Source organism: Bradyrhizobium sp. P3_C3, assembly GCF_056402655.1.
Genome location: NZ_JBFUGY010000043.1, coordinates 14722 through 36612, shown reverse-complemented (window position 1 = coordinate 36612; position 21891 = coordinate 14722). Strand labels below are relative to the sequence as shown.

General features: G+C 63.4%; 24 protein-coding genes. 10 read left to right on the top strand and 14 right to left on the bottom strand.

Translation table 11 applies throughout. From position 1 onward, the window contains the following. Positions 1–3 precede the first annotated feature (3 nt). The 3 genes from AC1DW2_RS35005 to AC1DW2_RS34995 are packed head-to-tail and all read right to left on the bottom strand — an operon-like array spanning position 4 to position 3153. Positions 4–930: an ABC transporter permease gene (locus tag AC1DW2_RS35005; protein ID WP_038957599.1), complete on the bottom strand. Its 927-nt coding sequence runs from the start codon at positions 928–930 to the stop codon at positions 4–6. 1 nt (position 931) lies between these two features. Then, on the bottom strand, positions 932–2044 hold the full coding sequence (locus AC1DW2_RS35000; protein ID WP_475642765.1) for an ABC transporter permease subunit: 1113 nt from the start codon (positions 2042–2044) through the stop codon (positions 932–934). Continuing rightward, positions 2041–3153 (bottom strand): BMP family ABC transporter substrate-binding protein, encoded by a 1113-nt coding sequence (locus AC1DW2_RS34995; protein WP_063982029.1) that lies wholly within the window; start codon positions 3151–3153, stop codon positions 2041–2043. Before AC1DW2_RS34995 ends, AC1DW2_RS35000 begins: the two co-directional genes overlap by 4 nt. A gap of 399 nt (positions 3154–3552) precedes the next feature. Between AC1DW2_RS34995 and AC1DW2_RS34990 the strand changes: the two genes are divergently transcribed. Beyond that, the gene (locus AC1DW2_RS34990) at positions 3553–4827 is read left to right on the top strand and encodes an allantoate amidohydrolase (RefSeq protein WP_063982030.1); all 1275 of its coding nucleotides are present in this window, start codon (positions 3553–3555) and stop codon (positions 4825–4827) included. A 101-nt stretch (positions 4828–4928) separates the two neighbouring features. After that, positions 4929–6302 (top strand): hypothetical protein, encoded by a 1374-nt coding sequence (locus tag AC1DW2_RS34985; RefSeq protein WP_063982031.1) that lies wholly within the window; start codon positions 4929–4931, stop codon positions 6300–6302. Positions 6303–6310: 8 nt separating this feature from the next. Here the strand turns inward: AC1DW2_RS34985 and AC1DW2_RS34980 are convergent, their stop codons facing one another. Next, entirely contained in the window at positions 6311–7630 is a 1320-nt protein-coding gene (locus AC1DW2_RS34980; protein ID WP_063982032.1) for a dicarboxylate/amino acid:cation symporter, read from the bottom strand. A gap of 181 nt (positions 7631–7811) precedes the next feature. On the opposite strand from AC1DW2_RS34980, the gene map reads away from it, so the two are divergent. Beyond that, the gene (gene map, locus AC1DW2_RS34975; RefSeq protein ID WP_477008255.1) at positions 7812–8564 is read left to right on the top strand and encodes a type I methionyl aminopeptidase; all 753 of its coding nucleotides are present in this window, start codon (positions 7812–7814) and stop codon (positions 8562–8564) included. A gap of 87 nt (positions 8565–8651) precedes the next feature. Here map and AC1DW2_RS34970 read toward each other — a convergent pair whose 3' ends face one another. Then, on the bottom strand, positions 8652–8873 hold the full coding sequence (locus tag AC1DW2_RS34970) for a hypothetical protein (RefSeq protein WP_028152899.1): 222 nt from the start codon (positions 8871–8873) through the stop codon (positions 8652–8654). Between the two features lie 365 nt (positions 8874–9238). On the opposite strand from AC1DW2_RS34970, the gene AC1DW2_RS34965 reads away from it, so the two are divergent. Next, complete coding sequence (locus AC1DW2_RS34965) at positions 9239–9421, top strand: hypothetical protein (RefSeq protein ID WP_028152900.1); 183 nt, start codon at positions 9239–9241, stop codon at positions 9419–9421. 25 nt (positions 9422–9446) lie between these two features. Here the strand turns inward: AC1DW2_RS34965 and AC1DW2_RS34960 are convergent, their stop codons facing one another. From AC1DW2_RS34960 to AC1DW2_RS34950, 3 genes are all read right to left on the bottom strand, one after another. Next, a complete protein-coding gene (locus tag AC1DW2_RS34960; protein WP_477008250.1) occupies positions 9447–10826 on the bottom strand; it encodes a vWA domain-containing protein in 1380 nt (459 codons plus the stop codon). A gap of 5 nt (positions 10827–10831) precedes the next feature. After that, the gene (locus tag AC1DW2_RS34955) at positions 10832–11779 is read right to left on the bottom strand and encodes an AAA family ATPase (RefSeq protein WP_014493696.1); all 948 of its coding nucleotides are present in this window, start codon (positions 11777–11779) and stop codon (positions 10832–10834) included. 146 nt (positions 11780–11925) lie between these two features. Then, the gene (locus AC1DW2_RS34950; protein WP_477008249.1) at positions 11926–12123 is read right to left on the bottom strand and encodes a hypothetical protein; all 198 of its coding nucleotides are present in this window, start codon (positions 12121–12123) and stop codon (positions 11926–11928) included. A 227-nt stretch (positions 12124–12350) separates the two neighbouring features. On the opposite strand from AC1DW2_RS34950, the gene AC1DW2_RS34945 reads away from it, so the two are divergent. Further along, positions 12351–13325: a quinone oxidoreductase family protein gene (locus AC1DW2_RS34945; protein ID WP_208087880.1), complete on the top strand. Its 975-nt coding sequence runs from the start codon at positions 12351–12353 to the stop codon at positions 13323–13325. 44 nt (positions 13326–13369) lie between these two features. On the opposite strand, the gene AC1DW2_RS34940 is transcribed toward AC1DW2_RS34945, so the two are convergent. Together AC1DW2_RS34940 and AC1DW2_RS34935 are read right to left on the bottom strand one after the other, a co-directional pair. Further along, positions 13370–13645 (bottom strand): hypothetical protein, encoded by a 276-nt coding sequence (locus AC1DW2_RS34940; protein WP_477008254.1) that lies wholly within the window; start codon positions 13643–13645, stop codon positions 13370–13372. 98 nt (positions 13646–13743) lie between these two features. Continuing rightward, the gene (locus tag AC1DW2_RS34935; protein ID WP_028152904.1) at positions 13744–14352 is read right to left on the bottom strand and encodes a S24 family peptidase; all 609 of its coding nucleotides are present in this window, start codon (positions 14350–14352) and stop codon (positions 13744–13746) included. Between the two features lie 166 nt (positions 14353–14518). Between AC1DW2_RS34935 and AC1DW2_RS34930 the strand changes: the two genes are divergently transcribed. Beyond that, the gene (locus AC1DW2_RS34930) at positions 14519–15049 is read left to right on the top strand and encodes a GcrA family cell cycle regulator (RefSeq protein WP_477008248.1); all 531 of its coding nucleotides are present in this window, start codon (positions 14519–14521) and stop codon (positions 15047–15049) included. 38 nt (positions 15050–15087) lie between these two features. Then, positions 15088–15660, top strand: a complete 573-nt coding sequence (locus tag AC1DW2_RS34925; protein ID WP_477008247.1) for a hypothetical protein — start codon at positions 15088–15090, stop codon at positions 15658–15660. Between the two features lie 50 nt (positions 15661–15710). Here AC1DW2_RS34925 and AC1DW2_RS34920 read toward each other — a convergent pair whose 3' ends face one another. Further along, on the bottom strand, positions 15711–16067 hold the full coding sequence (locus AC1DW2_RS34920) for a hypothetical protein (RefSeq protein WP_063982040.1): 357 nt from the start codon (positions 16065–16067) through the stop codon (positions 15711–15713). 679 nt (positions 16068–16746) lie between these two features. Between AC1DW2_RS34920 and AC1DW2_RS34915 the strand changes: the two genes are divergently transcribed. Beyond that, positions 16747–16932, top strand: a complete 186-nt coding sequence (locus AC1DW2_RS34915) for a hypothetical protein (protein WP_063982041.1) — start codon at positions 16747–16749, stop codon at positions 16930–16932. A 133-nt stretch (positions 16933–17065) separates the two neighbouring features. After that, positions 17066–17407 carry a phasin gene (locus AC1DW2_RS34910; protein ID WP_014493705.1) on the top strand — a complete coding sequence of 114 codons (342 nt, stop codon included), beginning with the start codon at positions 17066–17068 and terminating at the stop codon, positions 17405–17407. A gap of 50 nt (positions 17408–17457) precedes the next feature. Here AC1DW2_RS34910 and AC1DW2_RS34905 read toward each other — a convergent pair whose 3' ends face one another. From AC1DW2_RS34905 to AC1DW2_RS34895, 3 genes are all read right to left on the bottom strand, one after another. Next, the gene (locus AC1DW2_RS34905; protein ID WP_187387992.1) at positions 17458–17634 is read right to left on the bottom strand and encodes a hypothetical protein; all 177 of its coding nucleotides are present in this window, start codon (positions 17632–17634) and stop codon (positions 17458–17460) included. Between the two features lie 78 nt (positions 17635–17712). Next, complete coding sequence (locus AC1DW2_RS34900) at positions 17713–18543, bottom strand: alpha/beta hydrolase (protein ID WP_063982042.1); 831 nt, start codon at positions 18541–18543, stop codon at positions 17713–17715. A gap of 148 nt (positions 18544–18691) precedes the next feature. Continuing rightward, positions 18692–20488, bottom strand: a complete 1797-nt coding sequence (locus AC1DW2_RS34895) for a ShlB/FhaC/HecB family hemolysin secretion/activation protein (protein WP_477008246.1) — start codon at positions 20486–20488, stop codon at positions 18692–18694. A gap of 131 nt (positions 20489–20619) precedes the next feature. On the opposite strand from AC1DW2_RS34895, the gene AC1DW2_RS34890 reads away from it, so the two are divergent. Beyond that, the gene (locus tag AC1DW2_RS34890; protein WP_354218920.1) at positions 20620–21867 is read left to right on the top strand and encodes a FecR family protein; all 1248 of its coding nucleotides are present in this window, start codon (positions 20620–20622) and stop codon (positions 21865–21867) included. Positions 21868–21891 lie beyond the last annotated feature (24 nt).

The window sequence follows — 21891 nt, the reverse complement described above, 5'->3', positions numbered from 1 at the left end:
TCTCTAACGGGTGATCGACAATTCGGCCGGGGCTCCGGTCAGCGTGCGTTTCGGCGAGCAGGTGATGATCATGATCGCCAGCGTCAGGATGTAGGGGGCGGCGTTGAAGAGGTGGTAGCCGGAGGTGACGCCGACCGATTGCAGTGCAGGGCCCAGGGCCGCGGCACCGCCGAAGGCGAGCGAGGCCCACAGGCAGAGCAGGGGATCCCAGCGCGCGAAGATCACGAGGGCCACGGCGGTGATGCCCTGGCCGGAGGACAGGCCCTCGTTCCAGCTTCCGGGATAGAACAGCGACAGGAACGAGCCGCCGATGCCGGCAAGGAAGCCGCCGACCATGGTCGCGCGCAGGCGGATCAGCAACACGGAATGGCCCATCGCGCGCGCTGCGTCGGAGCTCTCGCCGGCGGTGCGGATCAAAAGGCCCCAGCGCGTGGTGCGGAAGGCCCAATAGAGGATCGGCGCGAGCGCGACGCCGATCAGGAACAGGACGTTGACGCGCAGCGCGGCGCGAACCTGCGGGACGTCGCTCCACCAGCCAAAATCGATCGCGGGCAGGCGCGGCGCGGTGGGCTCGATCAGCGGCTTGCCGAGATAGAAGGCAAGGCCGGTGCCGAACAGCATCAGCGCGATGCCGACCGCGATATCGTTGACGCGCGGCAGCGAGCAGATGCCGGCGTGCAATGCGCCCAGCAGTGCACCTGTGATGCCGGCGGCGAGCACGCCAAGCCAGGGCGATCCCGTGAGATACGAGATTCCGTAGGCGCTCATCGCGCCCATCACCAGCGTGCCCTCAAGGCCGAGATTGATGCGGCCGGAGCGTTCGGTGATGCATTCGCCGAGGCTCACGAACAGGAACGGCGTGGAGACGCGGATGGCGCCGCCGAGCACGGCGAGGGGGACAGTCCAGAGCCCGATCGATCCGTCTGCCATCTCAGGATTTTCCCTTCAAGAATCCAATGCGGCCGTAAAGTGCATCGCTGGCCAGCACGAAGACGAAGATGATGCCCTGAAGCACCAGAACGGATGCGTCGGGCAGTCCGAGGCGGCGCTGCAAAAGGCCGCCGCTGGCGCTGATGCCGCCGAGCAGGATCGCGACGGGAATGATCGCGAGCGGATTCTGCCGGGCGAGGAAGGCGACAAGAATGCCGGTGAAGCCGTAGCCCGCCGCAAGGTTGGCGTTGGTGCGTCCCTGCACCGCGGCGACCTCGACCATGCCGGCGAGGCCCGCGGCGCCGCCGGCGAGGAAGCAGATGGTCAGGATCAGCTTGCTGACGCCGAGACCGACGATCTTTGCGGCGCGGATGTTGCCGCCGGCGACGCGCGCGGCGAAGCCGAACACGGTGTGATAGATCAGGACGTAGGCGGCGATCGCGGCGATCAGGCCGAAGACGAGGCCCCAATGCACGTCGGTGCCGGGAATGCTGCCGATCATGTTGGCGGCGCCGATCTCGCGCGTCGACGGCTTGTTGAGGCTGGCGGGATCGCGCATCAGCCCCTCAACAAGATGATTGAGGATCGCGAGCGCGATGTAGACGAGCAGCAGGCTCGAGATGGTCTCGTTGACGCCGCGATACTGGCGCAAGCCGCCCGACAGAATGATCCACAGACCGCCGCCGATCACGCCGCCGACGACCATGGCAATTTGGACGACGAGCGGCGGCATGCCCTGAAGCGCCAGCGCGGCGCTGGTCGCCGACAGCGCGCCGATCAGGAGCGCGCCTTCGCCGCCGATGATGACCATGCCGAGCTGTGCCGGCAGTGCGGTGCAGAGCGCGGTGAGGATCAGCGGCGCGGCACGCGTCAACGTATTCTGCCAGGAGAACCAGGTGCCGAAGGCGCCGTAGTACATATAAAAATAGAGATCGAGCGGGTTCTTGCCGAACATCGCGACGAAGATGCCGAAGATCACGAGCGCGCCGGCCAGCGCCGCGCCCGGGATCAGGACGTATTCGATTGTCGCGCCGTGGCGCTGGAGAAAGCCGGGATCGGCGGCCGGGGCAATTGTCCCGGCCGCTTCAGTAGAATCCGCGGCTTCCGTTGTCACGAAGTCGCTCCGATCACGCCTTCGACCAGGTAGTCCATCTTCTCAAGTTCGGGATCCTTCTGGCCGCGATCGGTGCCGGCTGCGATCACCGTCTTGCCCTTGTTGTCGACCAAGCCGCCCTTGAAGATGGCGTAGCCCTCCGCCGACAGGAATTTGGCCTTGACCTCGTCGGCGTGCTTGCGCGCTTCGGCGGAGACTGCCTCACCGTAGGGCGAGGTCTTGACGATCTCTTCCTTGAGGCCGCCGCGATAGAAGTTCGGGATGCTTTCGCCGGCGGCGATCATCTTCACGAACTTCGGATAGAGCGCTTCCCAATTCCACTCGGCACCGGTGAGATACGCCTTCGGCGCCAGCGGCGACTGGTTGGTGTGATAGCCGCAGACGAAGGCGCCGCGGCGGGCCGCATTCTCGACCATGGTCTTCGGACCGTCGACATGGCAGGTGAGCACGTCGACGCTCTGATCGATCAGGCTGTTGGTGGCTTCGGCCTCCTTGACCGGCATCGACCAATCGCCAGTGAAAATAACCTGCGTGGTGGCCTTGGGATTGGCGAGCCTGGCGCCGAGCGCGAAGGCGTTGATGTTACGCAGCACCTGCGGGATCGGCTTGGCGGCAACGAAGCCGAGCTTGCCGCTCTTGGAGGTGTAGCCGGCAACGATGCCCGAAATGTACTGGGCCTCGTCGATATAGCCAAAATAGCTGCCGGCGTTCTTTGGATCCTTGTCGCTCCACAGRCCGCCGCAGTGCTCGAAGCGCAGCTTCGGGAACTTGGTGGCCATCTTGATCATGTGCGGGTTGTAGTAGCCGAACGAGGTCGGGAAGAGCAGGGTGGCGCCGTCGAGGTTGATCATGGACTCGATCGTCTTCTCGACCGCGTCGGTCTCCGGCACCTTCTCTTCCTCGACGACCTTCAGCCCCGGAATTTTCTTCAGGGCCGCCGCGCCCTGCGCATGCGCCTGGTTGTAGCCGTAGTCATCGCGCGAGCCGACATAGATGAAGCCGATGGTCGTTTCGGCCGCCAAGGCCGGGCGGACGCCCGCTGCCGCACCGAGGGTCAGGGCCGCGCCGCCCTGCAACAAATGACGTCGTGAAATCTTGCCGAAATCCATTGCTCGCTCCCCTTGGCGGATGTCCCGCCTTAATCTCGCGACCGCGCCGGTCTGGCGGAGCCCGGGGATAAGATGTCGCAAGCTTCGTGCCAGAGGCCACGGAGTGGTCAATTGATCTGAAGTCATTGAAAAGTATCGTGTTTGTAAATTTTCAGAATTCTGTCGAGTAAGCCAGCAGATTAACTTTTGAGCAAAATATAGAAGTTGTATGCAATGGAGTTGAGCAGCCAGGCCAGGTCGCGTGTGTGCGTGACGGGAGCTACGGTCCGCCGGCAACCCGCATTCATGCTACCCACGCGCGGATCGGGACCGCGTTCGTGATTTTTTGCTGGCACCGAACTTGTATCGATCGCCGCCAGGACCGCCGCCGCGGTCCCAAGAGATGGGAAGCTCGCCGAGATGGTTGCTGGTAACGCCGTTCAGAATGCATCGCTCGGCGAGGAGATCGTGCGACGGATCGACGAGCTCGCCGCGATCTCGGAAGACGGCGACAAGCTCACCCGCATCTACCTCACCAACGAGCTGCGCAAGGCCGCTGACCTCATCCTGGGCTGGATGCGCGAAGCCGGCATGAGCGCGCATCTCGATGCGATCGGGAATGTCTGCGGACGCTACGAAGGCGAGCAGCCAGGGGCGCCCTGCCTGATGCTCGGCTCGCACTACGACACGGTGCGCGATGCCGGCAAATGGGACGGTCCGCTGGGGGTGATCACGGCGATCGCCTGCGTCGCCGATCTCAATCGCCGCGGCAAGCGCCTGCCGTTCGCGATCGAGGTGATCGGCTTTGCCGATGAAGAGGGGGTACGTTTCGCCTCGACGCTGCTCGGAAGCCGGGCGGTGGCCGGCACCTTCGACGAGAGCGTCCTGAACACGCGCGACCGCGACGGCGTGTCGATGCGCGATGCGCTCGTCGCGTTCGGCCTCGATCCCGATCACATCGGCGCGGCCGCGCGGGCCCGGCGCGAGCTGCTCGCCTATCTCGAATTGCACATCGAGCAGGGCCCGGTGCTGGAAGCCCAGAACCTGCCCGTCGGTGTCGTCACTGCGATTGCGGGCGCGACACGGCTCGCTGCGCGGCTGACCGGAATGGCCGGCCATGCCGGCACCGTGCCGATGGCGCTGCGCCGTGATGCACTCGCCGGCGCGGCCGAATGCATCGGCGCGATCGAGCAGTTTTGCCGCACCGACGCGGACGGGTTGGTCGGCACCGTCGGCTATATCCAGGCGAGGCCCGGGGCGACCAATGTCATCCCGGGCGAAGTGTCCTTCACCATCGACATGCGGGCACCGACCGACATGCATCGCAAGCGCGCGGTCGCCGATATCGTCCGCCAGATCGAGGCGATTGCAAAACGCCGGCAATTGGCGCTACAGCTCGACGTCACTCACGAGAACCGCACCGCGCCTTGCGCACCCTGGCTGAAGGATCAGATCGCGCAGGCGATCGCTGCCGAAGGCGCGTCGGTGTTCGAGCTGCCGAGCGGAGCAGGGCACGACGGCATGGCGATGATCGATATCGCCGATGTCGGCATGATCTTCGTCCGCTGTCGCGGCGGCATCAGCCACCACCCGGACGAGCACGTCGAGCTCGCCGATGCCAACGCGGGCGCGCGCGTGCTGCTGCGGGTGATCGAGAATTTCAGGCCGCAGGAGGGCCGTGCCGGCGCGAAGTGATTGCCTGAAGCCCGCAAGTCACGGGGTAGAGATACGAATCAGTCATGTTTAAAATGGTGGCCGCCATCACGGGGTCACGAGACATCAGCCGATTGACGCATATGAACAGCGACATCTCTTTTCCATCACATCGTGAGAACCGGTTCTACCAGGGGATGGCTGCGACCTTTGTCGCCAACGCGCTTCAGGCGGTCAATTTTCTCGGTGATCGCTTCCTGAGACAATCGCATCATGCGTTGTCGGACATAGAGGACCTCTACCGGCACTCGATGGACAGTGCCTTTTCGGTGACCGAGGCCTTCCTCGTCACGGGAGCGCCGCACGCCTCCGCCTATTACCCGCGCGACTTCGCCTGGTTTTACCCCGACGTTCTCGATCCCGAAACCATCATGGATGCGCAGGACGCAGTCCGTCGGGCGCGCCTGCTCGAAAAGAGCGTTCGTCTGCTGCTGCAGGCGGTTCGCGCCGACGTGGTCACGACGACGATCGTTCCTGCGGGGCGCGGGCGGTACCTCGGCGTGAATTATTTCTCGCGGCCCTCGGACACGCTGCTCGGCATTCTCGCCGGTCTCCAGCAGATGATTGGTGCCGACGAGAGAGCGTCATCCTATCTGGCGATGTCGCAATGCGCACATGCCGGCCGCCTGCTGCTGGCCGAATATGGCGTCGACCTGAAGCGCGCGATCCTTCAGCTCGCGAGTGAGCTTGAGCCATTCGACGCTGACGGCACCAGATATTTGCTGTGCGATGCCGGCGGGCCTCGCTCCGCGGCAACGGATACGCGGGCCGAGCGCAGGCGCTTCGTCACCAACGCCTGCGTTTACACGACGTTCGTGTGGGGCGTGCAGCTCGGGATCGTCGACGAGAACGAACTGAAGCGGCTGCTCGGTCGCGACCTTGCGCAGTACAAGCGAGATCTGCTCCGTTTGTTCGGCAAGGACGGCCATATCAAGCATTCGCTTGACGGCCCGGCGGGGGCACCGGTGTCCTTGGTGGCCCTGGATTTCGTCAGCGTGCATCGCGGCTTCTGGGACATGAACGATGCCAGCGAGCGGGCGCTGTTTGCGGCTACGACGGATCTGATCATCGCCGAGCCGCGCTTTCGCATCCCCAGCACGTTCCACTTCCTGGTGTCCGCGGATAATCCACGGAACAAGATGATCCACAAGATCGCGGCGCCGGCCTATCAGGGGCGTTCGTCGTGGCCGACGTTCAATGTCGAATTCGCGGATCGGATGCTGGATTTTGATGAAGCCTCAGGGAGCGATACCTACCGGACCTGCGCGCAAGGAATATTGAAGGACATTCGGACCGCGACCGAGGTCCATGGCGGCTATCAGGAGCTGATCTCGGAGCAGGGCCTGAAGTATCGCACCTGGGCGTATAAGGGCGCCGTGGCGCACTCCTGGTTTCCGCGCTTCCTGTCGGTCTGGAGGAGGGCGTATGGAACGCCACTCCTCCAGTGGAATGATTGATCCGCGGCCTATCCCGCGGTCACGTCCACCAGTTCGCCGCCCTCCAGCACCTTGGCCGCCTTGGCGCGGTCGAGATCGCCTTCCCAGGCGGCCACCACCACCGTCGCCACGCAATTGCCGACGAGGTTGCCGACCGCGCGGGCCATGCCGATGAACCAATCGACCGACAGCACCAGCACGAGGCCGATGGCGGGAATGCTCGGCACCGCGTTGAGCGTCGCGGCCAGGATCACGATCGCCGAGCCCGGCACGCCGTGCGCGCCCTTCGACGTGATCAGCGAGACGCCGAGCACCAGCAGAAGGTCGCCGAAGGACAGCGGCGTGTTGGTCGCCTGCGCGATGAAGACGACGGCGAGCGTCAGGTAGATCGAGAAAGCGTCGAGGTTGAAGGAATAGCCGGTCGGGATGACGAGGCCGACGACGGAATCCTTCACGCCCATCCGCTCCAGTTTCTTCATGATCTGCGGCAGCACGGCATCGGAGGATGCGGTCGCGAGCACGATGGTCAGCTCTTCGCGCAGGTAAGCGAGGAATTTGAGGATGTTGATTCCGGCGAGCGCCATCACGCCGCCGAGCACGCCCAGCACGAAGATGCCGACCGAGACGTAGAACAGCATCACCAGCGAGACGAGCTGCTTCAGCGAGCCGACGCCGTATTTGCCGACGGTATAGGCGACCGCGCCGAGCACGCCGAGCGGCGCGACCCGCACGATCAGCCCCATGACCCGAAACAGCACGGTGGAGGCCGCGTCGATGATCGATGTGACCAGCGCGCCCTTCTCGCCGCCGACGAGCGCAAGGCCGACACCGAACAGGACCGCGAAGAACAGCACCTGGAGCACGTCGTTGCGCGACAGCGCATCGAACGAGGTGCTGGGGATCACGTTCATCAGGAAGGCGCCGATGCCGCCGCCGGACAGCTTGTGGGCGTTGTCGGCATAGGTGTTGAGCGCCTTGGCGTCGAGCGTCGAGGGATCGATGTTCATGCCGTGGCCGGGACCGAAGAGATAGGCGAGCAGCAGACCGACCACGAGGGCGACCGTCGTCATCACCTCGAAATAGACCAGCGCCTTGACGCCGACCCGGCCGACCTTCTTGAGGTCGCCGGCACCGGCAATGCCGTGCACGACGACGCAGAACACGATCGGGGCCACGATCATCGAGATCAGCTTCAGGAAGGCGTCGCTGAGGATCTTGAGCCCGATGGCGAAGTCCGGAACGGCCATCCCCAGGATGACGCCAAGCACCAGCGCGGCGAGGACCTGGACGAACAGCGAGGTGTAGAGCGGCTTCGGCTCGGCGGTAGGTGCCGCGGTGATGGTCGACATGGTGGACTCCCCCGGTTTGACGCGTCTTGGACGTCAAAAAGGAGCAACAACCGTGCCAGATTGTCGCGGCCTGGTCTTGGAAGTGATCCAGGGCGCGCATAATCCGGGATTCTTGCGCGCGCTCTTCCGTTTGCAAGTCGGCATCGCAACAGCTATGTCCCGGCTTTCGCAAGAGCCTGATATGACAATCTCGAATGAGAACGATCTGATCTGCCTGAAAGAGGTCGGGCGTATCGTCGCCAATGCCCTTGAGGCGATGGGGAAGGCCCTCGAGCCCGGCATGACCACCGCGGAACTCGACCGGATCGGACGAGCGCTCCTTGAGGCCGCCGGAGCGCGTTCGGCGCCGGAACTGGCCTATGCCTTTCCTGGCGCAACCTGCATCAGCGTGAACGAAGAGATCGCTCATGGCATCCCGGGTGCCCGGCGGATCGAGCGTGGCGACCTCGTCAACATCGACGTCTCGGCCGAGAAGAGCGGCTTCTTTGCCGATACGGGAGCCTCGTTCGCCGTTCCGCCCGTGACCCGTTCGATCGAGCGTCTTTGCAGGGATGGTCGGCGGGCGATGTGGACGGGCTTGCGGCAGGTCGGCGCCGGCAAACCGATTGCCGGCATCGGTCAAGCCATCGGGACGTTTGCGCGGAAAAACGGCTACATGCTCGTCAAGAACCTAGCCAGTCACGGTGTCGGCTTGTCGCTCCACGAGGAGCCGACGGAGATCGCGACATGGCCCGATCGCTCCGAGCGACCCATCATGAGCGATGGCCTGGTGTTCACCGTCGAGCCGTTCCTGTCGCTTGGCGCGGAGTGGGCCGAGAACGGTGATGACGATCCATGGACGCTCTACAGCAGCCCGGAGGCGCCTACCGTTCAGTACGAGCACACGGTTGTCGCAACCCGCAATGGGCCTTTGATCGTTACGCTGGCGGATTGAGGTCGTCCCTGCGACGCGCTGTCGGCGGGAACGCAAGAGATTATTTTTCAGGCGATCATGCAGAGCTATTGCGCGCGGACAGTCTCGTCACGCCACGAGATCCAGTAGCCGGCACGATCCGCGCACCAGCACCTTGCGTCCGGTTGGCGTCATCGAAGGTACGCCGTCATTGACAACAACGAGACCGAGCTTGACGAGACCTTCGACGAGATAGGCCTTCGAGAGGCGACCATTCGACACGGGGTTGCGAAGCGCTTTCAGCGCTTCCCATTGGTCCGGCGAAAGATCGAAGTCGATGTCGTTGCTCATGTTGCCTCAAGCGATAGTCCAAGTTCGCGAGCCCCTGTTAGCGACGCCGCATGAACACCATGCGACGACAATGAGTCGGGAATTCGGTAAGCTGTTTAGAACCTCTCTTCACGAATTGCCGCACTTCATTGCGCCACAACAGTTAAGATCGTTCGCGCACGAAAATCGTCCCGGTCTCCGATCACTAATTGATGATGTGCGCTTGATCGTGCGGCGAGAGTTACCGCAGTGCACGGGAAGCATCACTGTCCCATTGCGCGTCGCGATATGCACAGAAATCGTGAAGCGAGGGCGATTGGACTCTGACTGGACTCTGCTACGTTGATTCGTAGGGGATTGGCTTCACACGACAGGAGTGTGAGTGCATGAACAGGCTGATGGCAATTCGCAGTCAGGAATTCCTCTGCCGAGAGCGCGCGGCGCTGGATTCGGAGCGACGGGCGTTCTGGCTCGCGCAGGCCCAGGAATGGGAGCAGCGCGCGCTCGACGAAATTGCGCATCACTTTCGGGAGTGCAACCTCGTCCAGGCCGAGCTGACTGCCGCCTGACGCCAGCGGCGGACGTGATTGCCGTCTACTGATAAGTCGCCACGATGTCGGACACGGCGCGTTCGAGCTGCTGTGCGGTGGCGCATTGGCGCACGACAGTGCAGAAGGTCGCGTAGCGCGGCATCTCGGAATCACCGAAGCCCCAGGCGAGCCGTCCTTCGGGATTGAGCCAGACCACGCGCTTCGAGCGTTCGGAGATGCGGCGCAGGATGTCGGCGCGCGGGTCGAGATTGTTGCTGCGGGCGTCACCGAGCACGATCACCGTGGTCTGCGGCGTCAGCGTGCTCATAAACCCCTTCTCGAAATCGACGAGCGAAGAGCCGTAGTCGGATGAGCCGAAGCCGACCTTGGACATGATCTCGGCCATCGCCTCTTCCGGCGACTTCTTTTCCAGGATCTCGCTGACCTCGATCAGATGCGAGGAGAAGGCGAAGGAGTGGACGTCGTCGACCACCTCGTGCAGCGAGTGGATCAGGAGCAGGAAGAAATCGGAGACCTGCGCGACCGAGCCTGAGACGTCGCAGATTGCGACGATCTTCGGCCGGTCGCGGTGCTTGCGCTTCCACGCGGTGAGGAAGGGCACGCCGCCCCAGGCCGCGTTGCGGCGCAGTGTGCGACGGACGTCGAGATGGCCGCGGCGCTGACGCTTGCGCGGCTTCGAGTAGCGTTCGCGCAGGCGCCGCGCGATCTGGCGGATGAGGGCGCGCATCTCCGCGACCTGGCGCCGCTCGATGCGGGCGAGAGGCGCGTTGCGCAGGATCTCGTTGCGGAGGTTTTCGGCCTCTTCGCGGGCATAAAGCGCAAGGCCTTGCGAGACCGTGTCGCGGACTGCTTCGCGTAACGCGTCCAGCGCGCCGCGCAGACGCTCGGCCAGCGACGGATTGGTCGCGGTGAGCGCGTCGAGATCGTCGCGCAGGCGCTGAAGGCCCATGGCGTCGAGGATGCGGCTGGAAAAGATGCCGCGCTGAGTCGAATAGCGGATGTCGGACAGCGAAGCCGCACCGGAAGCGCTGGCGATCGCGGCTGCGATCGCGTTGCGATCCTGCGACAGCAGCATCTGCGCAAGCGCGCCTAATGCTTCGGAAGCCTGACCTTCGCCTGCTTCACTGGCCGAGCCGGGTGAGGGGGTCTGATCCGCGTCCTGCGATGCGTCGTCGTTGTCGTCGGCCTCGGGTTGATCCTGCCGCGGCTCTGGTTGGCTGAAGAAGAGATCAAAGCAGTCGCCGAGGGCGAGCTTCTCGTCCTGCGACTTGGCGAGCGTCAGGAGCAGCGCATCGCGCAGGATGGCCCGGTCGGAAAAGCCGACCTGGTTGACCGCGCGCATCGCATCGATGCTTTCGGCGGGCGAGACATGCACGCCGGCACCGCGCGCCGCTCGAAAGAAACGATGGAGATTCTCGCGCATCGGCGTCAACCGAAGACGTTGGACCGTGCCGCCTTGGCAATGAAGGTCGTAACTTGCGGCGTTGCTGCCTCGATGTCGGCCTCGTACTTCAGGAGCACATTGAGCGTGTCCTTGACGATGTCCGTATCGAGCTCCGAGGCCTGAAGTAGAACCAGAACGCGCGCCCAGTCGATGGTCTCACTGACCGAAGGCAGCTTCTTCAGGTCGAGCGAGCGGATCTCGTGGATGAAGCCGACCATCTGCCGGCGCAGCGCCTGCGAGATACCGGAGACGCGGCTCTCGACGATGCGTTCTTCGAGCCGCTGCTCGGGGAAGCCGATATGCAGATGCAGGCAGCGCCGCTTCAGGGCGTCGCCGAGGTCACGCTCGCTGTTCGAGGTGAGGATCACCGTCGGCGGCGTGATCGCCGCGACCGTGCCGAGCTCCGGGATCGTGACCTGGAAGTCGGACAGGATCTCAAGCAGCAGCGATTCGAATTCAGCGTCGGACTTGTCGATCTCGTCGATCAGCAGCACGCAACCGCCCGGCTGCTCCAGCGCCTGCAGCAGCGGCCGCGGCTCGACGAACTCCTTGGAGAAGAACACGTCGCCGAAATCGTGGAGCTGATTGAGTGCGTCATGCAGCGTCTGCGCGCCGCCGAGGACTTCGCCGAGCTTGTCCTTGAGGATCTGGGTGTAGAGAAGCTGTTTTGCGTATTTCCACTCGTAGAGCGCCTTGGCCTCGTCGAGGCCCTCGTAACATTGCAGGCGGATCATCTTCATGCCGCGCCAGGCAGCAATGGCCTTGGCAAGCTCGGTCTTGCCGACACCCGCGGGGCCTTCGACTAGGATCGGCTTCTCGATCTGCTGCGACAAATAGACGGCGGTCGCGATCTGCCGGCTCGCGATATAGCCTTGCGCGGCGAGGCCGCTCTCCACTGCCTCGATCGAGGTCGAGGCCTTCTGTTCAGCCACGAAAGGGCGCTCCCAAAGGTCTTGCTTGAGGCTTGTTCTGCCTGCGTTCCCGGCAAAGAACAAGCCTCGTTTGGGACGGCCTGACCCGCGCAGAACGTCGCTTTTTCCGTTCAGCGCAAATACTTAAGCGATGGCTGATGGTGCGGTCAGTGCCGCAGCTCCGGCTTGCGGATGGTCTGCCGGACTTCCGCGCCGCAGTCCGCGCATTCATAGACGAAGTCGATCCTGGCAAGGCCCCAATGCGGTTCGACCTCGCGGACGTACATCGGCAGGAACCCCATGCAGGCGGGACAAAGTACAGGCGCGATTTCGATGTCCTGATGATGCTGTACATAAGCTGGCATCTCGGCTCTCCTTCGCAGGCGACCACCAAACCCCGCGAAAAGGCTACTGCCGGAACGCGCCGGTGCCGTCATCAACTCTTTCGAACAGAGGCGGAACGGCAGGCGTTTGTCGTTCGCTGTGACATTCTTGTTACGTCTCTGTACTGTAACGGGCCGACCGAATTCCTATTTCACAGGCCGGTCCGTTTTCCACGGACCTTCATTGCAACGATAAGGGAGCAACGCCCATGACGCATGCCATTCGCTTTCACAAGACCGGCGGTCCTGAAGTCCTGGTCTGGGAGGAAGTCAGTGTCGGCAAGCCCGGACCTGGCGAGGCGCGCATCCGCCACACGGCCGTCGGTCTCAACTTCGTCGACATCTACAATCGCTCCGGTGTGTATCCGGTACAATTGCCGAGCGGTCTCGGCAGCGAGGGAGCCGGCGTCGTCGAGGAGGTCGGGGCCGGCGTTACCGATCTGAAGCCCGGCGATCGCGTTGCCTATGGTGCCTCGCCGCTCGGCGCCTATGCCGAGGCGCGGCTGATCCCGGCCGACCGGCTGTTGAAGCTGCCTGATGGTGTCGATGACAAGACCGCGGCGGCCATGATGCTGAAGGGCCTCACCACCCAATATCTGATCCGCCAGACCTATCGCGTGAAGGCCGGCGACACCATCCTGCTCCATGCCGCGGCCGGCGGCGTCGGTCTGATCCTGAGCCAGTGGGCAAAACATCTCGGCGCGACAGTGATCGGCACCGTCAGCAGCGACGAGAAGGCAAAGCTCGCCAAGGCACATGGCTGCGATCATGTGATCATCTATACGCGCGAGGATTTCGTGAAGCGCGTCGACGAGATCACGGGCGGCAAGAAGGTGCCGGTGGTCTATGATTCCGTCGGCAAGGACACGTTCCTGAAGTCGCTGGATTGTCTTGCGCCGCTCGGTATTGCCGCGCTGTTCGGTGCGTCCTCCGGCGCTGTCGAGCCGCTCAACCTCGGTCTGCTCGCGCAGAAGGGCTCGCTCTACGTCACCCGTCCGACGCTGTTCACCTACGCTGCCAAGCGCGAGGCCCTGGTCGCGATGGCGAACGAGCTGTTCGACGTCGTGAAGTCCGGCGCAGTCAAGATCGAGGTGCACCAGACCTATCCGTTGAAGGACGCCGCCAAGGCGCATGCCGATCTCGCCGCACGCAAGACCACGGGCTCGACCGTCCTCACGGTGTGATCTCCGGCTGGGCAGTGAAGTGACGCTGCCCATTTGGGCCTGCGTCACGTTTTCTCGTGCTTGCGCAGATCGCGGTTGTGATCGAGACGGATCGCCTGGAGGTCGACTTCTTCAGGCGGAACCTGGGGGAGGGCGGCCTCGGTCAGGATCGCCTCGGTCACGTCCTCCACCGCATTCTCCGCGATTTCGTGGATGAACGAGATGTTTCGATATTCACCCGAAGCGACGCGGGAGATGACCTCGCGCCTCGTGATTTCGGGATCGACGACTGCCTCGCGTCCGCGCCGCCCATAGTCGATCATCACGACGAAACACTGCATGAAACGATCCTGCCGCGCCCGTAGCCGGGAGCGCGGCAGAGTATTTCCGAAAAACAGAATTAAGTCAAGGGTGATTTCCAAAAATCGGAAATCGACCTTTATTTGCTCTTCTTGCGAGGGCGTGCCGACTTGGCGCGCAGCCGCTCGAGTTGACCCTTGGGCATGGACAGGCAGATCTCGCCGACCCACTCGAGCTTGACGCCGACGATCGGCTTGGCGTTGAAGCTGTTGAGATTGACGACGGAGGGAGTTTTCCCGCGTTCGATGGTCTTCAAATAGCGTTCACCGGTCTTGAGCCGGACCACGGCCTCTTCACCGTAGAAGCTCGACAGCGGATGACGCTGGTCCTTGTAGACGACGATCACGTCGCCGCTCTCGTATTTGGGCAGCATCGAATCGCCAACGATCTCGAAGGCGACGGTCTCTTCCATGATCGGGAACGGCAGCGCGATATCGCCGAGGCCTTCCGGGGGAACCTGTTCATAATCGGGCTCGATCACAGCGCCGGCCCCGACGCGGCCCATGATCGGCGCGAGATTGAGCTCAAGATATTCCATGATCGGAATGATTTCGGACGCCTTCACCAGKCGCTCGCCGCCCAGGATCTCTGACACCGCGCCGGGCCGCACGCCCATGGCCGCCGCCAGGCCGCCCTTGCTTTTGCCCGTCTTCTCCAGGCCCCGCTCGATCATTGCAACGTCCAACATGGTGATTCCCTCGATTGCCCATCGTCCCGCCTCTTGTAATCCGAAATTCGGAATTGATGCAATTATGAATATCAGAATTGTCGCTTGACAGCTGCTTCGGAATAACGGAATGTAGGCGCCGCCTCGCGATCGAACGATCGGAGGAGGCGCATCACAGGACAGCAGCATGGAACCGGGTCATTGGCCGTCGGAGCACTCCGACGCGCTTCGCGACTATTTTCTCAAGGGAATGTCTTATGCGGAGATCGGAAGACAGATAAACGGAAGGTTTGGAACGGCTTACACACGCAACGCGGTGGCCGGCCGCGCCAAGCGGCTGGGACTCGCGGCACCGGCGCGGATGACGAGTCCATCGATCGTGCCGTGCTTGCCGTCAGGAGCTTGTCTCATCGGGCCGCCCCGTCCGGCGGTGCCGAACCTGAACTTGCCGCCGAAATCCGCAATGAAACCCGCGCGGGTCAAGTTTCGCTGTGTCGGCGTCCAGCCCCGCCTGGTCGCGCTGGGCGAACTCGGGCGCGACGACTGCCGCTATCCCTATGGTGGCGACAAGGACGGGGAGGGGATCGCCTTCTGCGGCCATCCGCGCCAGCCGGGCTCCAGCTATTGCACGCCGCATGCTCGCCTGACGCGAAGGTCTGAGGCCGCGTCCGCTCGCGCCGCCGGTCCCGTCGTCCTGAGGCTGATCTCTGCCGCCTGACGGGACCGCTATTCATTCAATTTGCGAGGAGTATCCGAGTGGCAGGTGCACGACGCAACAAGTCCTACAGATTGACTGGAATCTACGATCGGCGCTCGCGCGAGGTGCCGTTCAATGCCGAGGTGGCGGAGGTCGAGGTCGACAATCCGCTGGCGCTCGATGCCGGCGAGAAGATCGTCGCCGTCCGCTCGATCCGCGGCGATCCGCTCGGCCGGTTGCACGCGCATCACCAGATCGACGAGGCGCAATATCGCGGCGGACGCGCCTTCCAGAACGACTGGGAGAGGGCGGAGCACGGGCCCCAGGCGGTGGACCCGACGCGCGAATATGTCGATGGCACGCGCTCGCGCGAGCCCGTCACCGAGGACCAGCGCCAGGCTGTGCTGCGCCTGAACCGGGTCGAGCGCGAACTCGGTACCGACGGCGCCGCGCTGGTGCACGACGTCCTGGTGCTGGGGCTGACCATGGATCAGATCGGGGAGCGGCGCGCTGTCCGTACCCAGCGCTGGAACGACTATTTCGCGCGGCGCTTTCGCGAATGCCTGGACCGGCTAGCGCTGATCTACGGCTTTGCGACGGAAGGCCGGGCTCGGCGCGCCAAGCAGCGTTGAGAGTAGTGGTGCGCCTGCGGGTCTCGCCGCAGGCGCGCCCGGGCCCCTTGTCACGGATGCGGCACGATCTGGTAAGGCGTCGTGTAGGGCTCGACACGGAGAGACGCGTTGGCCAAGAGCCCGATCTTCGCGGTCGGCGCCTGTTGCAATTCGCCGTTCGGGCCGCGATGCACGTTGTACTGCCAGACCGTGAGATCGCCCTTCTGCGCAAGCGCATGCGCAACCGCGCTCGCATCATTGCCGCCGAGCGCCTGGAGCTCCTCCGCCGACAATCCGACGACGATTTCGTCCTTGATGGTGACGATCTTGAACAGATTCATCCTTGTCTCCTGCGCCCATGCGCCTTGTATCGAGAAAGTGAGAAGCGCGACGGCGCCGCCCTTGATGAGATCGCAGCGGGAAAGCATGCTGTCGTCCTTTGGTGCTGAGGCGCGCCCGAATCGAGAAGTCCGTCAGCCATGGCGCCCATGGTCTGCGTGGCCGCTTCGCAACCGCTTGGTCGTTCCACCTTGAACGACGGTTCATTGGCGGAGATATCTTCGGACCGATGAACCCGGTACGGGGAACCGCGTCCAAGCCGAGCAGCTCAAGGGGGGCTTCACTGGCGGACGGATCAAGACGCTGCAGGCCGGCTGCGCGGCTCGACGTTCATTTCGCCGACGATACAACCGCCGAGGTCGGGCTCAACAATTACGTGTATACGCTGAAGAAACTTCAATCTGGCCTCGTTCACACCGGAAACACGGCGAAACGCCGCACCGATTGACAGCGACCGAGGCCGTGTGCGTGAGTGATGCCGCTTCTTGACGCAGGTGGGTGACGACGGTCCATATTCCTGTTATCCGGAATTGCCGTGCTGCGATGCGGACGAAGCATCGCTACGGCGACGGTTGGGCTTGCCGGAAGGGTTGTTTCTTGACATAATTGCAACCTGTTCGGTTGAGCCAGTATATGGTTCAGCGTGTTAACCCACCGGGTGCCCCGGCCGAGATCTCAGGGTCACCATGGCGTCCGGTCATGGTGTTCGATTCTCGAGCGAGACCTCGACGTCTGATCACGAGGGCCGATGCTTGTCATAGGTGCGAGATGAAAAACCTCAATTTCGCGGCTGAACTGCACCTCAAGCTCGGCGCGCCTGCAAGCAGCACCGTTGAAAGTCTGCGCCTGCTTCGCGCGTTCCTGAAGCTCGGGCCTCGACAGCGTTTCGAGGTCATCAAGCTGGTCGAAGACCTCGGCACCGAAGAAACCCTTCCCGAGCACCCCCTGTCCTGACCCCGGCCGTACGCCTCGTCCCCGTTTTCCGGCCGGAGCCGGACCCCCGGGCGACGTTTGTCCGCCAGGCTGCCGCTGGAATGCGATCCGGCAAGTGTGGTATTCAGTTGGGAAAAAGGGGAGGAGTATGACCATGATCGAACCGAAGCTCGAAGTCCCGGCCGAACTGCGCGACCTGGCCGAAAAGACGATCGATCAGGCGGAACAGGCATTCGGCATGTTTTTCGAAGCTGCCACCAAATCGATGACGTCGGTTCCCGGAGCGGGTACCGAGGTGTCCAAGCAGGCGCTCGCGTTCACTGAGCAGAACATGAAGTCGGCGTTCGAGCACGCGCGCAAGCTCGTGCATGCCACCGACCTTCAGGAAGCGATGCGAATCCAGTCCGACTTCCTGCGGAGCCAGTTCACCAGCGCCGGCGACCACATGCGCCAGATGACCGGCAGTTTCATGCAGCCCGGCAAGGGAAAGTCCTGAGTTCCGGTGTGCGCCGCGTGACCGCAAATTGATTTTGCGTGACGCCGCGCTCAGCCGCAGCACGATCCCGGAAATTGCGAGAGATCGATGCGGGCGATGATCGACCGCAGCAGCTTGCGGGTCGCACGATAGAGATGCCGCGCGAATGCCGGTGTCCTCGCAGCCGGCAGGCCAAGGCCTGCCGTCTCGAGACGTTTCGCATCAAGGCTTTCGATGGAGTGCGACACGTGCCCCTCCGGGATGGTGAGGCCCTTCCTATCGTCGCCACCCTGGAGCTGCCTTGATCTGCCGCAAAGGGGACCCGGCTAGTAGTCGCCGGGGTTCATGATCATCGGGCTTCTGGTGTCAGCCGGCGCGAGCGAGCTGCTGGCGCTGTCACGCAGGAAGCGGTCGAGTGTCGCCTGGATCTTCTCCTTGACCGCATCGGGACCGCGATCGCTCATCTCGGTGTGCTGAGCACCGGTATGGACGATGTCGATGCCGCGCGCTTTGGCCTCTTCAGGCGTCGGCAGCACGCCCGGGTCGGTCTGGAAATGCGGATCCTTGGAGCGGAACGACAGGATCTTCAGGTTGTCGCTGAGCACGAAGGGCACCCGCAGATTGTCGAGCGTGATCACCTTCGACACGATCTCCGGGTGCTGATGGGCGACATACATCGAGACGTCGCCACCGTTGGAATGGCCGACGAGGGTGATGTGGTCGTAGTCGGTGTTTTCCTGCCGTCGCTTCAGTTCGGCCAGGGCGAAAAGGATGTTGGCCTCGCAGCGGATATAGACCTCGCGCCGCCCGACATATTGCTGACCGACATGGGTCATCAACGGCGGATCGCTCGGCAGGTCCTGCTGGATGCTGGCAACGAGATAACCGCGCGCCGCGAGCACGTTGGCGAGGAAGGAATACTCGGTCGCCTTGACGGTGTTGCCGTTGCTGATGATGGCGAGCGGGAGCTTCCAGAGCCCGAGATTGGCCTTGGTCTCGTAGTCGCGCCGCACCGCGATCTCGACCGAGATCGGCCGTTGGCGCGAGGCATCGAACAGGGTCAAAATCTCATGTCGGATCGCGAACCGGCTGACCACGAAATACTGGCCGACGCCGAGCACGCAGAGAAAGGCCAGGATTGCAAACACCCTCTTCATGGTTCCGTCCCAATCACTTTCGACTGAAAATGGTCATTGCAAGCCCCCGGATCGAGCGATCGTGAGCAGGTTACGGGATTAAATTTAGGCAAGTCTGTGAGCAAGGCCGCAAAAGGGCCGCATGCCGGGTGTGCTCAAAGCGCGGCAGCTAGAGGCAGCCGCCCCTGCCGCGTTCGGGGCAGAGCCGGAATGCGCTCGAGAGGGTGAACAGGAAGCGTGGGCTGCGGCGCTCGTTGTCTGGCGCCCGGTAGCTCAAGGGGACGGCTACGCCGAGATCGGCTTGAAGATCATCCGGCAGAAAGAACCGCACGCCGGCTCCGGCCGATGTCAGCGACAGGCCGTCGCTCAGGCGGTAACCGTCGTTCCAGACTGCGCCGGCGTCGCCAAAGGCGTAGAGCTGATAGCCGGTCCAGTAGCGGAAATTGAGCTTCTGGTCGAAGCGCAGCTCGAGCGAGCCGGCAAGACCGTTGTCGCCGCTGATCTCGGCCGCGCCATAGCCCCGGCCGAAAGCCGCGCCGCCGAGATAGAACTGCTGCGAAATGAACAGCGGCCGCGATGCCGTCTGGCTGGCCGCGGACAGCTTGAGCGACCAGGCGTCGTTGAGGGTCTGGTAGCGCGTGAACCAGAGGTTCAGCACCGAGAAGTTCGACGCGGCGCCGTCGCGCGACAGCAGATCGTCGTCGAAATGCGAGGCACCGAAGATGTCGAGACCTTGGCGGTAGGTCAGCGTCGCGAAATTGGTGCCGCCGAAGCGATCCTGGAGCCGGTAATCGGCGGTCAGGCTCGCGGTCCTGATGTGGTCGTTGTACCAGGGGCCGTAAAGATCGTGCTCGGACACGTTGCTGAAGGTGCCGGCCAAGGTCAGCGTCAACGCCGATGATTGCGACATGAAGGGCACGGTGCTTGCCCGCAGCTCGAACGCCTCTGTCGTGGTGATGTCGCTGTCGAGGCGGCGGGCGTCACCCGGCCGGACCGCGCTGTACAGGACGGAAGCGCCGAGGCGCACGCCGTCGACGCCGGCGGGCGCGTCATAGGATAATCGCGCAAAGCCAAGCTCACGCGGGTCGTTGGCAATGGTCGACAGGTTGACCGCCAGCGTATCGCCGGGCGTGAGGTAGGAGTTGAAAGCGCCGGTCGCGTAGGTCTGCCACGGGCCGACCGACGATGAGCCCAAATTATCCACGCCGAACGACGAGAAGACGTGCCAGGTTTTCAAATGGACGATGAGGCGAAAGCGGCCGGTGGCACCGCCGATCTCCTCGAGCGCGGTGTCGGTGATCCGGATGCCCGGCCCGCTGTTGATGAGGAAGAGCTGACGTTCGAGCGTTGCCAGGCGCGACGGCTGCTCGGCGAGAACCGGCCCCAGCATCGGCCTCACGCCAAACTGCTCGGCGCCGTCGCCTTTCAGCTCGGCCTGCACGATGGCGCCTTCAATCACCTGGATCCGGACGCGACCGTCGGCGATGTCCTGCGGCGGCACGATCGCCCGGCTCAGATGAAAGCCGTCTGCGCGGTAGAGATCGCTGATCGCGCCGGCGATCGCGGCGAGGTCGGCTTGCGAGACCTTCTTTCCGAGATAGGGCTGATAGGCTGCGGCGATGCGATCGCGGGGAATGGCTTGGGCGCCGCTGACATCGATCCCGCGCAACACGAATTGCGGTTTCGTATCCCCGCCTGTGTTGGGCCGGCCGACCGCCGGCAGCGTGACCGGAGGACGGCTCAGCGATTCCTGCTCGGTTTGGTTTTCAAAGTATTTCTCGGGCTGCCGCGGATCGAAGCCGGGCTGGTTCGCCTGTTGAGCGAACGCCTGCGAAATTCCGGTGAAAATCGGTGCCGCCAGCACCAGTGCAACGAGGAGATGCCGCTTCTCAATGCGCGCAACGAGCCGCTCCCCGTAGTTTAACGGAGCAGTGCACAAGAGCCGGTAAGAGTTCGTTAGCTGCATGATTTTTCTTAGTTTTTTATGGTCAATGATTGGTTAATGCAGCCATTGGACTTGCCGGTTCCCGCTAATTCTCTCTTGAGTGATTTCGGATACGCCTCAGGACTGGCTGTAATGCGGGACTGAGGATCGTGATGCTGGGCAGAGTTGGAATGCGGTGCGCCTTCGTGGCCGCGCTGATCCTGGGTACGGCCTCGTTCGCATCTGCCGCGGACGATGGCGTCTGGTCAGTCAGCAAGTCCTCGGGTGAGGTCTGGCTTGCCGCCAACGGCGCGCAGCCTGTGTCATTGACCCAGGAAGGGACGCTGAGGGCCGGTGATACCATTCGCACCGGACGCAACGGACGCGTGCTACTCGTCCGCGGCGAGGAATCGATTTTGATCTCCCCGAACTCGGTGGTCGGTTTGCCGGCCGAGAAGAAGGAAGGGCTCTCGACCACCATCATCCAGCAGGCGGGTTCGATCCTGCTCGAGGTCGAGAAGCGCAACGTCAAGCATTTCGAGGTCGAGACGCCGTATCTCGCCGCCGTGGTCAAAGGAACGCAATTCAGCGTCACCGTGAATGCTCGCAGCACCAAGGTCGGCGTGCTCCGCGGCCAGGTTGAAGTCTCCGACTTCAAGTCCGGACAGATCGCACAGGTCATGCCGGGACAGGCCGCCACCTCCTTTGAGCACGGCAAGCCCGGCCTCAGCCTGAGTGGTGCCGGGACCTTCAATCCGATCGAGCACGGCAAGCCGCGCGCCTCGACGATCGAGCGAGTCCTGGTGCCGAAATCGGGCCTGTCGGCACCGCGCAATGCGGCGAGCGGCCACGCGATCCATGCGCTCGGTCCGATCGACAAGGGGACCAAGGCGGCTGGCGCGCCGGCGCAATCGCATCAAGCGGCCGGCGGTCAGGCGCCCAAAGGCGGCGTCGTGCGCATCTCCAGTTCGCTCGGCGAGGTCAAGCTGAACGTCCACAAGGTCACGAACGGGCTCGCCCACGGCGCCGTGACAACGGGGCACGTGCGCAATGCGAACGCCAGCACCGGGACCGAGACGGTGTGGAGCGATACGAAGGCGAGCACGACGACCACGGCCGCCAACAGCTCCAACGTCACGGCGATTACGGTGAGCAGCAGTGCACCCACGGCCAGTGCCACGTCGACGTCGTCAAATACGACGACGACCGTTGCGACCACCGCTGGTTCGACCAGCGATGTATCCGGCGGAAGCTCTGGGAGCGGAAGCAACGGGACTGGTACGACCAGCAACGGAAGCGGCGGCACCGGCAATAATGGCAACAACGGCAACGGGAACAGCGGAAACGGGAATAACGGCAGCAACGGTAACGGCAATCATGGCCACCACTACGGTTGGTATTGGGGCAAAGGCCATCGCTAGGACCGTGTCGTCGGTATTGGGGAG

Coding starts and splice junctions, on each gene's coding strand:
- AC1DW2_RS34945 (WP_208087880.1), top strand. CDS start 12,351: ATGACGCATGCCATTCGCTTTCACAAGACCGGCGGTCCTGAAGTCCTG.
- AC1DW2_RS34965 (WP_028152900.1), top strand. CDS start 9,239: ATGAACAGGCTGATGGCAATTCGCAGTCAGGAATTCCTCTGCCGAGAG.
- AC1DW2_RS34960 (WP_477008250.1), bottom strand. CDS start 10,826: ATGCGCGAGAATCTCCATCGTTTCTTTCGAGCGGCGCGCGGTGCCGGC.
- AC1DW2_RS34985 (WP_063982031.1), top strand. CDS start 4,929: ATGAACAGCGACATCTCTTTTCCATCACATCGTGAGAACCGGTTCTAC.
- AC1DW2_RS34910 (WP_014493705.1), top strand. CDS start 17,066: ATGATCGAACCGAAGCTCGAAGTCCCGGCCGAACTGCGCGACCTGGCC.
- AC1DW2_RS34890 (WP_354218920.1), top strand. CDS start 20,620: ATGCTGGGCAGAGTTGGAATGCGGTGCGCCTTCGTGGCCGCGCTGATC.
- AC1DW2_RS35005 (WP_038957599.1), bottom strand. CDS start 930: ATGGCAGACGGATCGATCGGGCTCTGGACTGTCCCCCTCGCCGTGCTC.
- AC1DW2_RS34950 (WP_477008249.1), bottom strand. CDS start 12,123: ATGCCAGCTTATGTACAGCATCATCAGGACATCGAAATCGCGCCTGTA.
- AC1DW2_RS34990 (WP_063982030.1), top strand. CDS start 3,553: ATGGTTGCTGGTAACGCCGTTCAGAATGCATCGCTCGGCGAGGAGATC.
- AC1DW2_RS34900 (WP_063982042.1), bottom strand. CDS start 18,543: ATGAAGAGGGTGTTTGCAATCCTGGCCTTTCTCTGCGTGCTCGGCGTC.
- AC1DW2_RS34970 (WP_028152899.1), bottom strand. CDS start 8,873: ATGAGCAACGACATCGACTTCGATCTTTCGCCGGACCAATGGGAAGCG.
- AC1DW2_RS34920 (WP_063982040.1), bottom strand. CDS start 16,067: ATGCTTTCCCGCTGCGATCTCATCAAGGGCGGCGCCGTCGCGCTTCTC.
- AC1DW2_RS34930 (WP_477008248.1), top strand. CDS start 14,519: ATGGAACCGGGTCATTGGCCGTCGGAGCACTCCGACGCGCTTCGCGAC.
- AC1DW2_RS34915 (WP_063982041.1), top strand. CDS start 16,747: ATGAAAAACCTCAATTTCGCGGCTGAACTGCACCTCAAGCTCGGCGCG.
- AC1DW2_RS34980 (WP_063982032.1), bottom strand. CDS start 7,630: ATGTCGACCATCACCGCGGCACCTACCGCCGAGCCGAAGCCGCTCTAC.
- AC1DW2_RS34895 (WP_477008246.1), bottom strand. CDS start 20,488: ATGCAGCTAACGAACTCTTACCGGCTCTTGTGCACTGCTCCGTTAAAC.
- AC1DW2_RS34940 (WP_477008254.1), bottom strand. CDS start 13,645: ATGCAGTGTTTCGTCGTGATGATCGACTATGGGCGGCGCGGACGCGAG.
- map (WP_477008255.1), top strand. CDS start 7,812: ATGACAATCTCGAATGAGAACGATCTGATCTGCCTGAAAGAGGTCGGG.